The sequence below is a fragment of the Bradyrhizobium sp. STM 3843 genome (genome assembly GCF_000239815.1).
Taxonomy (GTDB): Bacteria; Pseudomonadota; Alphaproteobacteria; order Rhizobiales; family Xanthobacteraceae; genus Bradyrhizobium.
The window spans coordinates 1-12,172 of record NZ_CAFK01000032.1 but is presented as its reverse complement, the minus strand read 5'-3'; the positions used below and the strand labels follow the sequence as shown (position 1 = coordinate 12,172).

18 protein-coding genes are annotated in these 12,172 nt (G+C 59.3%); 11 read left to right on the top strand and 7 right to left on the bottom strand.

Annotation, left to right across the window (positions count from 1 at the left end; genetic code table 11):
• Nucleotides 1-35: 35 nt before the first annotated feature.
• On the bottom strand, nucleotides 36-230 hold the full coding sequence (locus tag BRAS3843_RS04755; RefSeq protein WP_008967609.1) for a DUF3072 domain-containing protein: 195 nt from the start codon (nucleotides 228-230) through the stop codon (nucleotides 36-38).
• A 178-nt stretch (nucleotides 231-408) separates the two neighbouring features.
• On the opposite strand from BRAS3843_RS04755, the gene BRAS3843_RS04750 reads away from it, so the two are divergent.
• The gene (locus tag BRAS3843_RS04750) at nucleotides 409-795 is read left to right on the top strand and encodes an NUDIX hydrolase (protein WP_008967608.1); all 387 of its coding nucleotides are present in this window, start codon (nucleotides 409-411) and stop codon (nucleotides 793-795) included.
• A gap of 11 nt (nucleotides 796-806) precedes the next feature.
• Here BRAS3843_RS04750 and BRAS3843_RS04745 read toward each other — a convergent pair whose 3' ends face one another.
• Nucleotides 807-1,196, bottom strand: a complete 390-nt coding sequence (locus BRAS3843_RS04745; protein ID WP_050886354.1) for a hypothetical protein — start codon at nucleotides 1,194-1,196, stop codon at nucleotides 807-809.
• 188 nt (nucleotides 1,197-1,384) lie between these two features.
• Here BRAS3843_RS04745 and BRAS3843_RS04740 point away from each other — a divergent pair, with 188 nt between their 5' ends.
• Nucleotides 1,385-1,576 carry a hypothetical protein gene (locus BRAS3843_RS04740; RefSeq protein ID WP_008967606.1) on the top strand — a complete coding sequence of 64 codons (192 nt, stop codon included), beginning with the start codon at nucleotides 1,385-1,387 and terminating at the stop codon, nucleotides 1,574-1,576.
• A gap of 57 nt (nucleotides 1,577-1,633) precedes the next feature.
• Here BRAS3843_RS04740 and BRAS3843_RS04735 read toward each other — a convergent pair whose 3' ends face one another.
• Nucleotides 1,634-2,047, bottom strand: coding sequence for a group II truncated hemoglobin (locus BRAS3843_RS04735; RefSeq protein ID WP_008967605.1), 414 nt, complete (start codon nucleotides 2,045-2,047; stop codon nucleotides 1,634-1,636).
• A 612-nt stretch (nucleotides 2,048-2,659) separates the two neighbouring features.
• Here BRAS3843_RS04735 and BRAS3843_RS04730 point away from each other — a divergent pair.
• Nucleotides 2,660-2,884, top strand: coding sequence for a hypothetical protein (locus BRAS3843_RS04730; protein ID WP_008967604.1), 225 nt, complete (start codon nucleotides 2,660-2,662; stop codon nucleotides 2,882-2,884).
• 117 nt (nucleotides 2,885-3,001) lie between these two features.
• Here the strand turns inward: BRAS3843_RS04730 and BRAS3843_RS39385 are convergent, their stop codons facing one another.
• Complete coding sequence (locus tag BRAS3843_RS39385) at nucleotides 3,002-3,226, bottom strand: hypothetical protein (protein WP_083841312.1); 225 nt, start codon at nucleotides 3,224-3,226, stop codon at nucleotides 3,002-3,004.
• Between the two features lie 566 nt (nucleotides 3,227-3,792).
• On the opposite strand from BRAS3843_RS39385, the gene BRAS3843_RS04725 reads away from it, so the two are divergent.
• Nucleotides 3,793-4,197 carry a hypothetical protein gene (locus BRAS3843_RS04725; protein WP_244425118.1) on the top strand — a complete coding sequence of 135 codons (405 nt, stop codon included), beginning with the start codon at nucleotides 3,793-3,795 and terminating at the stop codon, nucleotides 4,195-4,197.
• 117 nt (nucleotides 4,198-4,314) lie between these two features.
• Here BRAS3843_RS04725 and BRAS3843_RS41325 read toward each other — a convergent pair whose 3' ends face one another.
• The gene (locus tag BRAS3843_RS41325) at nucleotides 4,315-4,461 is read right to left on the bottom strand and encodes a hypothetical protein (RefSeq protein WP_008967601.1); all 147 of its coding nucleotides are present in this window, start codon (nucleotides 4,459-4,461) and stop codon (nucleotides 4,315-4,317) included.
• A gap of 681 nt (nucleotides 4,462-5,142) precedes the next feature.
• Here BRAS3843_RS41325 and BRAS3843_RS04720 point away from each other — a divergent pair.
• The 3 genes from BRAS3843_RS04720 (at nucleotide 5,143) to BRAS3843_RS38780 (ending at nucleotide 7,054) form a co-directional block, all read left to right on the top strand.
• Complete coding sequence (locus BRAS3843_RS04720) at nucleotides 5,143-5,616, top strand: hypothetical protein (protein WP_008967600.1); 474 nt, start codon at nucleotides 5,143-5,145, stop codon at nucleotides 5,614-5,616.
• 210 nt (nucleotides 5,617-5,826) lie between these two features.
• A complete protein-coding gene (locus tag BRAS3843_RS04715; protein WP_035980838.1) occupies nucleotides 5,827-6,015 on the top strand; it encodes a hypothetical protein in 189 nt (62 codons plus the stop codon).
• Between the two features lie 481 nt (nucleotides 6,016-6,496).
• Nucleotides 6,497-7,054, top strand: a complete 558-nt coding sequence (locus BRAS3843_RS38780; RefSeq protein ID WP_083841311.1) for a hypothetical protein — start codon at nucleotides 6,497-6,499, stop codon at nucleotides 7,052-7,054.
• On the opposite strand, the gene BRAS3843_RS39375 is transcribed toward BRAS3843_RS38780, so the two are convergent.
• Together BRAS3843_RS39375 and BRAS3843_RS04700 are read right to left on the bottom strand one after the other, a co-directional pair.
• On the bottom strand, nucleotides 7,026-7,937 hold the full coding sequence (locus BRAS3843_RS39375; protein WP_175361082.1) for an alpha/beta fold hydrolase: 912 nt from the start codon (nucleotides 7,935-7,937) through the stop codon (nucleotides 7,026-7,028). The genes BRAS3843_RS38780 and BRAS3843_RS39375 overlap by 29 nt on opposite strands.
• A 50-nt stretch (nucleotides 7,938-7,987) precedes the next feature.
• A complete protein-coding gene (locus BRAS3843_RS04700) occupies nucleotides 7,988-8,929 on the bottom strand; it encodes a GNAT family N-acetyltransferase (RefSeq protein WP_244425117.1) in 942 nt (313 codons plus the stop codon).
• A 799-nt stretch (nucleotides 8,930-9,728) separates the two neighbouring features.
• On the opposite strand from BRAS3843_RS04700, the gene BRAS3843_RS04695 reads away from it, so the two are divergent.
• From BRAS3843_RS04695 to BRAS3843_RS04675, 4 genes are all read left to right on the top strand, one after another.
• The gene (locus tag BRAS3843_RS04695) at nucleotides 9,729-9,995 is read left to right on the top strand and encodes a hypothetical protein (protein ID WP_139024730.1); all 267 of its coding nucleotides are present in this window, start codon (nucleotides 9,729-9,731) and stop codon (nucleotides 9,993-9,995) included.
• A gap of 200 nt (nucleotides 9,996-10,195) precedes the next feature.
• The gene (locus tag BRAS3843_RS04690) at nucleotides 10,196-10,846 is read left to right on the top strand and encodes a hypothetical protein (RefSeq protein ID WP_008967592.1); all 651 of its coding nucleotides are present in this window, start codon (nucleotides 10,196-10,198) and stop codon (nucleotides 10,844-10,846) included.
• 796 nt (nucleotides 10,847-11,642) lie between these two features.
• On the top strand, nucleotides 11,643-11,876 hold the full coding sequence (locus BRAS3843_RS04680) for a hypothetical protein (protein ID WP_008967589.1): 234 nt from the start codon (nucleotides 11,643-11,645) through the stop codon (nucleotides 11,874-11,876).
• Nucleotides 11,877-11,986: 110 nt separating this feature from the next.
• A partial coding sequence (locus BRAS3843_RS04675) for a hypothetical protein (RefSeq protein ID WP_035980832.1) occupies nucleotides 11,987-12,172 on the top strand: 186 nt, incomplete at its 3' end.

The following is a 12,172-nucleotide window of genomic DNA, read 5'->3' as shown; positions in this document are numbered from 1 at the left end:
TCAAAGGGGGCGACTTGCCCCCGCAAACCGCCGCGCTAGTTGTCGATCCCGGCTTGCGCACGCAGATGATCGATCAATTCGGATGCCTCGGCTTTGGTCAGCTTCCGCTCGCTGGGGTCAGGAGCATGGGCCTGCTCGCTCAGAGTCTTGAGATACGACGCCTGCGCACCGGTCATGGGGTCATCACCGGACACCCAATCCTGCGGATCCTTCTCGGTATTGTCGGTCATGCGAACCTCCAAATTGCTTACGCCCCTCAACGGCGGCAATACCCAAATGTTCCTAATATGTTCTCTTTGTGCCAAGTGTGGACAGCCGCCAGGTTGCGACACGATTTCGGATCGCGAAATCAAGCAGAACCTGCGAAAATGCCGACCATTATTCGATCAGGAGATGCTCTGAAGGGAAATGGCGAAGTCATCCAAGCTCGTTGCCGTCCGGCGCGGCAAGGTTCTCCTGGTGCGGCGGCGAGCCGACGGCTTGTGGATGTTTCCGGGTGGGCGTAAGCGGCCGCGGGAGACCGACAAGGAGTGTCTCAAGCGCGAGATCAAGGAGGAGCTGCCCAAGCTCAAGCTCGGTCGCCTGCAGCTCTGGAAGGAGCTCAAGGCCAGGAATAAGCGTTCTGGACGGAAGATGAACGACGCGATCTTCATCGCCAAGGACGCCAAGGGCCGGCTCGAGATCGGGGACGCCAGGGAGCTCGATCGCGCCGACTGGCAGAAGCCTCGCGCAGTGCGCCTGACCGCAACCTCGCGCTACATCTGCGACCGGCTGTTTCCGAAGGAGCGCGATTAAAAGGCCCGTGTTCAGACGGGATGGGGACGCTTGGAGGCGGGGCCCGGCGATGGCGAAAGGTCGGGCATCGATGCGGGCAGGACCGATTGCGGCCGGCGCTTTGACCGATACCAGGTTTGGACGTTGAGGACGCCGCCGACAATCAGCAGCGGCGCGACGGCGATAATCGCCAGCAGTGGCGAGAGCGGCTTGGGCGTGATCATTTCGAGCACCATCTCGGATGCCATCCAGACCGTTGCGAATGCCACCGCAAAATCGAGCGGCGGAATCCGCAGCCAATACAGGACAGCCGTGGCGATGATGGCCGGGGCCAATGCCGGGCCGATCATATAGACGGTCAGCTCGACCGGGGTCAGGGCGTCGAGCAGCATCGAGGCCAGGAGCCACAGGCTGACGAACATGACGACGGCATCGATATGTCTCACGCGCCACCTCCGCTGTGACAATTGGGCGCAATGAATTTGTCGGGCTTGTGACCCCGTTCGTCAAGCAGGACGCGTTTTGTTCGCGGCTGTCGCGGCCGAACGGCTGTCTGCCGGGCAATTGACCTTCGCCTGGAACGCCTGGCCGCGATTTGCGTTAACAGTCCATGTCGGACAAGATTGCAGACCGGACCCCGCGGATTCTGACACCCGAAGAGCGCCGCGCCCGCGATGCGGCGCGGCGGGCCGACGCCGAGCAGGCGATGCGCGAATATCGCGAGGCGCAGCGAGCATTTCACGCCAACCGCGAACGCCTCAGGGCGGAGCGGCTCGCGCGCGAGGCTCAGAAGGCGCAGTAGCATGTCACCGCCTGGCGCGGCGACTGATGCAAACTTTCCTTAACCGAGTACGCGTGGTCAGCGGCTGCGCAAGACGTTGGCCATGCGCTGGAAGGCTTGATCGAGCAGGGCGCGCATGTCCGCCGGCAGATCGCAATCGTCCATCGCCGCGCGCATGCATTTCATCCATTCATCGCGTTCGACCTCGCCGATCGGATAAGGCCGATGCGCCGACATGATGCAACGGTGCGGGGTGCGGTCGAAATAGAGCGGCGGGCCGCCGAGCCAGCCGCTCAGGAATTCGAACAGCATCTGTCTGATCGGGCCGAGGTCTGCTCCATGCATGGCGCGGATGCGCTGCGCAGCCGGATCGCTATCCATGATCTCGTAGAAGCGATCGGCGAGCCGCCGCACGATGGGCTCGCCGCCGATCAACTCATAGGGCGTAGCTTCGGGGATTGCGGCGTCATCTGTGGCGTCGGCTGATGTCATTGCGTATCGTCTCGTTTCACTGACGATGAGCCAACCGTCCGCGCGCGGCCGACGCGTTGATCTGCGTCAATCCGCGCGGCTTATTGCGGCGGGCGATCTCCTCGCCTCGTGGGCTGTGAAGGGCAGAACAATCGTGCATTATCAACCGGCGGATTCGTGCGGGAGGTTGCGGTGACCAATCGGCAGAAGCGATTCGACGCGGACGCCCCCTGCGCGATGATTTGTTGATGCGCTATCGAAACGAGTTTTTTGGCGTACGCCGATAAGGGCCGCTACGGCCTGGCCTGAAAAGTCAGAATGTGACGACGTACCTGTCGGGACAAACCACTCTTCAGCCAACCGCGAGAAGCATTGTCGGCGATCGCATAGCGCAGTGCGGCGCGGTGGGCGTCAGCGCAGCGCCGGCACGAGAGTCCTCTGCAGGAGATTTCCCTTGTCTCCTCGGCGCGATCGGTATTCCGATGTGCCGGGCTGGCCTATGTGCACGTCATCACTCATAACGCGCCCGCGTGCTGATGATTACTGCGCTCCCATTGGTCGTTGAACTACCTCTGGATGCTTGATTGCATGTTCGCTGTTTGTTCTAGTTGGCCTTCGCTGATGGAGGTCGACATGCAGGGCCGATGGTTTGACGACGAAACGGATCCCCCGCCTTTTCTGAGAGTCCTCAATGAGGTCCGCCGCCAGGCAACCCGGGAAGGCTGGTGCTATCACCACGTTCAGGCGATCATTGTCGCGATCGACCAATATGCGGAAGCCGCCACGGGCAACCGCGAGTACTTCTGGAACAAGCCGCATGCGATCGGCGGCAGCCGCAAGCGGGGCGACGTGCCTTAGCTGCGCTTTCTGTTACGGACAGCATCCGGCCTCTTCAACGCGCCCGGGCGAGCGCGTGGCTCGGTCGCGAAGGGGCATCGAGTTCGATCCAGATTTGTCCGTCCGGTCGCGTGGCAGTCAGCCGCCACCGAAATTGGACGGGTCGAGATTCCGGTTTTCCTCCGGCGGGATTGGGCGGTAGCCGGGCAACCTGTACCAGCCGGGTACGATCACGTCGCCAGGAACAGGACGAGGCACCGCATGATGGCGTGCGCGCGGGTGATGCACCCGTGCAGCGGCAGCCGGCACGATCAAGCTGATCGCAAGGCCCAAAGGAAAGACCAAGGCAACAATCCGACGCATCGAACCGGCTCCAGGCGACAGCTTCGGACTTCATGTGGGGCAGGCGCCGCGTCGCTCCAACCCGAGCGGGCCTCACGATCCGTCACGTCGACGGGAACGGGGAGGCACGCTGCGCAACAACTTGGTGAGATGACTTGGTTCGTTCGACAGACTGATCGGGATGCTCCGTAATTTACCGCAATAGTCCTGTTGCGGATTTTCGTATTCAACTGGTCGGGGGAGCGGGGTGCAACTGAAGGGCTCGATCATGACAGATCATACCTGCACCGCGCCGGCCCAGCGGGGAGACGGTCCGCCTTGCCGGGCATGCGGCCAACTTCCGGAGAGGGTGCAAAGCATCCTGATTCCTCGCACGGGCAAGTCGGCGCGCATCTTCAAATGCAGGGCATGCGGCATCATGAACTGGCTCGAGCTCGGAGCTTGAAGCCGCTCGCAACGCCCAAGACATTGGCCTCATACACTTGTCGTGGCAGGCACAGAGATTGGTGCCGCAAGTTCCTGTTCAAGTTGGTTCATCGCCCATTAATTGGCGTTTGACAGAGTCCGTCCAATTGAAACCGAAAGTGATGCGGATGCTGAGAGACGGGACCTACGCTTCCTGGTTCAAGACGCCGATTGGCGAGGGAACAGGAGTCCTTCATTGCGAGGCCGGCAGGATCTCGGGCCGGGACAGCATCATGACCTATGACGGCACCTACGAAACCGACGGTGAGCAATTCACTGCGGTGCTTCGCACCAAACGCCACACGCCGGGCCACGCGACCGTTTTCGGGATTGACGATTTGACCTTGCGGGTCACCGGGCGCTTCAAGGGCACCTTGGCCACCTGCACGGGCTTTGCGGACGAAGTGCCCGGCATGCCCTTCGAGGCGACGCTCATCCTATCGCAGCCGGACGATTCCGAACCGCGCCGCGAGTGGGCTCCCATCAAATTCGATCCCGACAGGTTGCCAAAGCCCCCGTCGCGCTAGCGATAAGTTGTTTCGTGCGTTGGCATCGCCGCCAGCTGGCCGCCCTACGGCCAAGCTGAAGCTCGCGCACCAGCGACGATGAGTTTCGCTACCGCGCTGTGCGGCCTTCCGGTCGCATCAACCGGGAATGCTGGTCCCGACGTCGAAGCCGAAACAGGTCAAGGCGAGGCTTAGAACGAGCCCGGCGAGACTGAAAGCGAGGATGATCGCGATCTCTGACTCGCGCGTGGTCTCGCCAACCAAACTGTAGCCAATTGCCGTCATGTGAAATCTCAAATGTGAAATGAACACGAGTAGACTAACGGATAAATCTTTCCAGCATGTTTCGGTGAAATCTGAAAGTTCGCCCTATACGCCCATTAGCAGGGGCGCGTCATTGCTGGGCTGAATGTCAGTATCGTCCCCGGTCGCACGCCTGCGCCGGTATCATCGATCACGTTGGCCTGCGCGGAGGGGGATTGCTGGGGTCGCCGGATTCGACGCTACTTCGAAATCAGTCAGCTGAAGCTGTAGCAAAAGCGACAAGAGCCTTGGCGGAGGTGGCGTGGCCGTTCGATCGAGATGCATACGAAGGCGATCACCGAGCTCCTCACATATTGCGCGAATGTGAGTGTTGCTGCACTTGCAGGCAATAGGATCGGCCATGACCATCTCCCCTCCCGCTCGATCGTTCTCCTCATGACTTGTGATTAGGTAAATTCGTGCCAATTTCGACGTAAGTTGGTGAAGTTTGCGTTAGTTACTCCATAAGTCCTTAACTCGGACGAGCTATTCTTAACATGGGGGTATGCTCAGAATTGGGGTGGGGCCGTGGATTTACTGCTTTGGATACTGCTCGGGTTAACTGCCACTCTGGCGTGGTGCAGTTGGTCGATCGGGCGCTCATATTACGAAAGAGGGCGTATCCGGGGGATACGAGAGGCCACGGAGCAGATTCGTTTAGGGATGACATCTCAGCTCGATGAAAAGACGCTTCCCAGCGATGTGGCAAAAGCGGAAGCAGAGCTGAAGATCGTGTTAGACGAGGCCGCGCGACGGCAAGACCTCACTGAAGATGCGATCCATGCGCGGCTCTGGGCTCTCGGCGCGGCGCTGGGGGACGCCTGCTGGCTCAAAGGACATTCCGCGGGAGTAAGGCGCAAAGCGCCCGCTGAGGGACGGATCCGGTTGGATCTCTCGTTGGTCGAGATCCTTCAATTGGGCGGCCTCGCAAACTTCGGATTTCAGCACATGATGCCGAATATTCGGCTGATTGATGCGCGGCGATTCGCAGACAAGGAAGACGCCATCGAGGCCTCTCGTGCTGTGAGCCGATTGGAAGCCGCGCTTCCGAAGCAATATCGACCCGATCTTCTCGATCACGCGCGCGTCCGCGAAGGCCTGATCAACGACTGGTGGAGGCCCAGGGCCATCGCTTAGGCCCCTCTGCGTTTTTAACAGCGCGAAGCGACTGTGTATTTAAATACCATCGGGGCATCAGCCCGGCACGATCACGGTCCGGCAAAGCGGATTGACACTCGGACCCGGGGTGATCTCGGTATGTGACGACCAAAGGTTTATTGACGGCCGGAATGAACGATGCTGCACTGCCGCTATTGCAGGTGCGTGCATTGTTCATGGGGCGCGAGCGTGAATGACATTGTCGAAGCAATTCTGCACTCGTCCGGTGTTTCTTCGGAGCTCGCTCGGACAAGATTGAAGCTGTACCTGGACCTGCTCGCCTCGACGGGCAAGCGGGACGAGCAAGCTCTCGCGAGCCTGGGGGCAGCCTACATCAAGGAAATGCTGGAGCCCGACCCTCGTTATACCGGCTGCTGAGGATCAGTTCGAGAGAGCGCAGGCGGGGCGACTCTCGGGGCCACCGGAGTTCCTCTCTAACCGAGGTCTCTGCATTCCGTGCGCCGCTTCTCGATGCACCAGTTACCTCTCGAAAGCATTTTGTGAACAGCAGCGGACCGAGCTTGGCAAGCCTGGGGAGCAGAGCTATTAATAGTTAATTGCATAGTTGTTAGCTCGCGATTTTTAGAGACTATGAATTGCGATTTTTCGGTTGTGATCCCAACCTTCCGCCGGCCGCTTCCTCTATTAGAAGCGGTGTCGAGTGTCCTTCGCCAAAAGGACGTTTCCGTCGAAATATTCATCATCGACGACAGTCCCGAAGGATCGGCCGAGGGACCGATCCGAGATCTCAGGGACGAGCGCATCGTCTATCTGAAGAACCCGAACCCGACCGGCGGTATTCCTAGCATTGTCCGCAATCTTGGCTGGCCGCTTGCAAGGCGGGGNTTTTGTCCATTTTTTGGACGACGATGACGTGGTCACGGAGGGCCACTACGCCGCAGTGAAGAGCGCGTTACAAGCCAATCCGTCCGTCGGGCTTGTTTTTGGACAGATTGAACCATTCGGGTCTGCCTCACCGAAGCAACTGGAGCATGAACGCCGATACTTCGCCGAGGCTGCTCGCAAAGCGGCCAGCAGGAGGCGATTTGGCGCGCGCCTCGCTTATGTCGGGTCAATGCTGTTCGACAACGCGCTTCTCGTGTGCAGCGCATCGGTCATCCGCCGTGAGTGCGTTTCACGGATTGGCGGCTTCGACCCCGCCATAAGACTGATGGAGGATGCGGATTTTCACGTGCGCGCGATGCGCGAATGTGGTGCTCTTTTCCTCGATCGCACCGCGATCCGATACCGTGTCGGCAGCCCGTCGCTCATGCACTCACCTGAGCGGACCGAGGAGCAAGCAAGGCAGGAGCTCCAGGGGCGTCGGCAGATGCAAGCAAACTATCGGCAAAAGTACGGTGCATTGGAGTTCTATTCGCTCGCGCTATTTACCCGGACGGTGCTAAGGGCTTTTTAGAGTGGCCGGGAGCCAAACCGAAAGAGTTTGAGTCTCGCAGACAACTAGACAGAGTCTCGGCGATCATGTTGACGGACGGTGCGCTCATCATTCCCACATGATCTGCAGGGACAACATGTACGTCGATATTGCCCGAAGTGTATCCCGCCCAACCCATCGAGGGATCGCGATCGTGCTCGGCACCGCGGTCTTCAATACGGAAGCAAACCAGGTCGCTGGACGAGGAAGGCGGCCTATACGATTTCCACGCATGCAAGAAGCCGGGATCATTGGATTGGACGATTGCGGGGAGGGGTCTGTTCGCAATCCGAAATGCGGCCTTGATAAGCGGCATCAGCCGTTCGGACGAACGCGAGATCAGGAATGCAAGAGCACGGCCGGCGAATGCGCGCAGATCGCCGCGAAGGAGATGGTGGGCGTAGCGACCGAGCCGGTCCGCCAGATAGGCGCGTCGAAACTCGGCCGAAGCGGCCGGCGAAAGATCGGCTTCAAGGGACGGGTTTGGACAGTCAAGCAAGGCGACAAACGCGACACGATGACCCTGCTCTTGCAGGAGCCGTGCTATTTCATAGGCAACGATCCCGCCGAAGGAATATCCGCAAAGACAATAAGGCCCGGCTCCCTTGATCGATTGCACCACGTCCAGATAAAGCGCCGCGACTTGCTCGACGGTAAATCGACCGCGCGCGCGGCACAGCCATTCCATATTGATCGCATAAACTGATTGCGACTCCCCCAGCGCTGCTGCCAGCTCGCAAAAGATCCGCGGATCGCCACCGGATCCGGGAAAGCAAACAAGCGGCGTGCCGCGATCCGATCGTCGCAATTCGACGACGTGCGAACGCGCGTCGAGGCCGGGGACACCGAACAGATTGTCACTCATCGTTGAGGTCCTGCGCGACATGAAGAGATCGATGACGGAACTCGGCAAGGTCATGTGAAATAGTGGGTCTCGTCACGAGCGTAGTATCGGTGCGCGAGCTGCAAGAGACTGTAAGGCGGCTGGCTTTGCCTGATCACCAGGCGCGTCTTGAGGCGCCCGCCGAACCCGCTCAAGAACCGCGCGGTGCCGCTGGAGTAAACCCCATCAAGATCCAGGACGAGCCCCAGCTTGTGCGCCTCCTGCATCGCGGTCCAAAGCAAAAGGCTGACGGCGCCATAGTCCGCAGCGAGGGCTCGCGTTGAAAGGAGATAGTACATGGTTCCGTGGCCCCACACGACGAAGGTCATCGCGATCGGGGTTGAATCATGATCGAACGCGCCGAGAATGATGCCGGATTGTCGGGTGCGACATTCGGAAAACAGGGCTGGAAAGTTGGCCAGATCGACCCGGTTTCGCTGCCCGCGAGCCTTTAGGTTGGCGAGATAGAACGTCACGAAGGTCGCCGGGTCGGAAATGTCCTGGACGGTATATTTCTCTTCTGCGCGGCGGATCGGCTGCCTTGTCTTCTGCGACATGGAAGACCAAAGAGTGCTCGGTTCCAGTCGGCAATCGACTTCGAACGTATATTGTGGCCCGACAGAGAACTTGCGCTCCTGAAACACCAGGCCGTCAACATTCGCGAGGCCATCGTCCAACGAGGGATCGATGTGCTGATAAAAGAAAGACCGCGGCGGCAGCTGGTCAATCAGCGCGCGGGTGATTGACGCCCGTTGGATCAGTTTCGTTTGCGGCTTGCCCCAACCGGCATCGACGGCCGGTCCCAATATGTGTGTGAGAGCGGGCATTCGAATGAGACGGAAGGGGCCACGGTAGGTAGTAACGTAAGGAAGGCGACCGACGATCGAAGTGTCTCGCTTCACGATCGCTTCTTCGTATTGTCCGTTGGTTGCGGCAGACAGCCACCACGGCTCATGAAAAAGAGAACTTTCCACGATCGACCTAATGAATTGCCAAGATTAGAATGGTTCGAAAACTTATTCGTCATAAGCAGTGGACATCATTGGAAATAATAGATCAGACAAATCGGGTCACCTTTGCAAACACGCATGCGACACCTTGACGCGTAGCGCGCACCCGAACAAGCCCCGGTATTTTCATCTTCTCAGATGTGATTAACCATCGGCTGCCGGGTTTCGATCTGATTGGGCTTTGACTGAAGTCGATTTGAGCGGTGTCGGTGAGCCCGCTGGGTTCACAGACCGGGACCGGCTTATCTCCAGGCCGCGTCGCGTCCCAAATTCAACGGCTCGGTCGCAATCCATTGGCGCGCCCCTTCAGTTCGGCTGCTTCGTCCGGACCGGTACGATAGAGGACGCTCTCGATCTGAACGGTTGCTGCCAGGCTCGCCGGCTCCGTCCGCGTGAGGCCTGAGCGGACAGCGAATGAGAATCCCAACGCATCCGTTGCCTATGCCGGTCATGGGCGCCGGAATTTTCCTTGTCGAATGTCGCGGCTTTCGTCGAATCATTCGATCCGAATCGCGCTGGCCGGATATAGTCGCGGTCGGGGCACGGGGCAGGTGCGACGGCGACGAAAGCGCGGGGCGACCAAGCACGACTCTTGCCGCGAGCAAATCTGATGCTTCCGGGGTGTCCACGCCTGGGCGTGGCCGCAACGGGCCGACCTTCACGCGACCTGGCTCGAGAAAGTTCCAGTCCAGGACTAGGAACTTATGCTGCAGTTCGCGATTTCGAGAGGTTCGGGCAATTGCCCGGAGGAGAGTTCGGACCGATGCAAAACGCCGATGGGTCATTCTGTGTGTCGACGCAAAAATCTCGATTGGATCGCGTGAGCATGGTGGGGCAGTGCCAGGCATCGGACCTGATCAAGCTCCTGAACAGGTGCGAAGAACAGCTTAGGCGGGTGCGGGTCGAGGTCGCCGAACTCAAACGCACGGGCTCTCGCGTGACCATGAGCGAGACGGATCTCGTTGAACTCACAAGAAACCTTGAAAAAGTGCAAACCAAGCTTGTCGGACGTTTGCACACAGGCAAATAACCGACGGTTGCATTTCCGCGGCGCATTAAATGCGTTGGTTGCAGATTAAAAAGGTGCGGAGAGCAACCAAATCCGATTCCGGAGAGTTCCTCTTCTAAATTCTAATATATGTGATTTACAGGAAACCAACTCTCGATAATTCTTGTTTGTGCATCACGCGTTTCAACTAATGAAAAAATCGCTCTTAAGGGAGGGGTGTGATGCGTTTGATGTTCGGGTGCTGTCTGGCTGCAGCAGCGGCTTTGGCGACTGGCGCACAAGCGAGCACAATATATCCGGGGGCGAGCCCCGTCCTGGCCACGAACAGCTCATTTTCCGTCGATTTCGGTTCGGCTGCGACCGCCGGCCAGATGTCGTTTGTCCTTGATGGCTATCAAAGCCTCGATGGCCAGAATTTTTATGAAGACGATTTTTCGGTCCGATTAAATGGCAATCAGATATTTCTCGGCACATTCAATTTGGGCGGCGGCAGCGATAGCGGAACTCAGGCAAACATCTATTCGAATCCCTTCAATGCCAGCCTTTCCAACCCCACGAACAATGGCACGTCGATCACCTCAGGCGGGGGCAAGGAGGTGTTCAGCTTCGCGGGCATCCCTTTGAATATCGGCTCCAACCAGCTCACCTTCAGCTACCTCAGCTTAGCCGACGGGCACGCGGGCTTTCAGGGACTTGGGGATGAGGGCTGGGGGATCGCGGACGTCAATGTCAATATCAGTGCGACGCCTTTGCCTGCGAGTTGGACCATGATGCTGATCGGTTTTGCGGGGCTCGGCGCTCTTGGCTGTTACCGCAAAATGAAAACGTCCGCCTCGCCGTTAGCGGTGTCCACCAGATGTGGCATGGCTTAGGCCCGGCCCCCGGCAGAAACGGGCCGATCCACATCATGGGCGCCGATAAGCGTGTGCCTCGCGACCCCTCCAAAATGGAGGTCTGAATGTGCAGCCTCGATCCTGACGAACTCCGTCGAGACGCCGCGGAGTGCGCTCGCAAAGCTGAGATGACGGAGCATCCCGCCGATAGGGCCGCGTGGCTCAAGCTGGCGATAGATCTGGAGCGGCTGGCAAGGGTACGCGAGCTTCGAGGAGCGGTCGTCGGGCTCATTCGTCCGCGTTACCGACAGATCCAAATCGCGGTGCCACTCCCGCCGCGAAGCGATCTGGAGCAGCAATGCCGAGTTCGATGATGCGGTGACTGCGACCGGAAGGCGCGGGATGGCTCGCAGTTTCCCGCGCTCGACTGAAGCCCAGCGCGGTTCTGCTGATTGCGTCAACACAAGTCGGAATGGTCCAACTAGCCGCGGGATGCGATCGGCCGCACCGGTCCCACGGAAAGCCTTGGGTGCGGGTCCGGGGCTCCCATGACATCGGAGTCGTACATCATCGTCGGCTGCCGCAAGGAGCTTACGCGCGGCGGAGGGGCCGTATTATTACGGGATCGGGCTTTGTGCACTTTTGAACGCAATCGTGCATTGGAGGATGATAAGGCTCCATTGCTCTGGGGTCCTTTTCTGATCACAGAGCCTCGCGACTTGATCCCGCTCGCGGTTCGCCGCGGCGGGCCTTTTTTTGCTCGCTCCACAGTCGACCTGACCGGGAACCATAACGTCAGAACTCCATTGTCCGCAGACGCGTGGAGAGCCTAGATATGAGCGTCAGCGAGGGACTGGACGGACCCAGTCGACTTGAGCAGGCAACAGCGGCGGTCGAAACGGTCGCCGAAACAGTGCAATCGACGACCAAGACTGTCGTCGACGCGATCGAAGCGGGCCGCCGGCCCGGCGCACCGCTGGACAGGATCGCCGCATGGACCCGCTCCGCGCCCATTCACTCGTTGGCGGTCGCCTTTTTGCTCGGAATTATCTTCGGTCGCAGGCGCTGAAGCCTCCGAGCCGCCGCGATGAGCTGAGGTGGCTGGCCTTCGTTCAACTCAGAGAACGATTTTCCGCCACAATCAGCGCTGAATACCTCTGGTTGAATACGGGTCGTGCCATGTCCGGTCTCAAGCGTATTCTCGTCGCCGCACTGTTCGGCTATTTCGGGCTCTCCAACCCGGCGCTTCCTGCAACCTTCGACATCACGGGAACCGTTAACATCGACGGTCAGTCGTTCGCAGTCGGGCCGTCCGGTAGTTTCGACTTTCTGGTCAACGGTTCGATACCCGCTCCGGCGACGTTC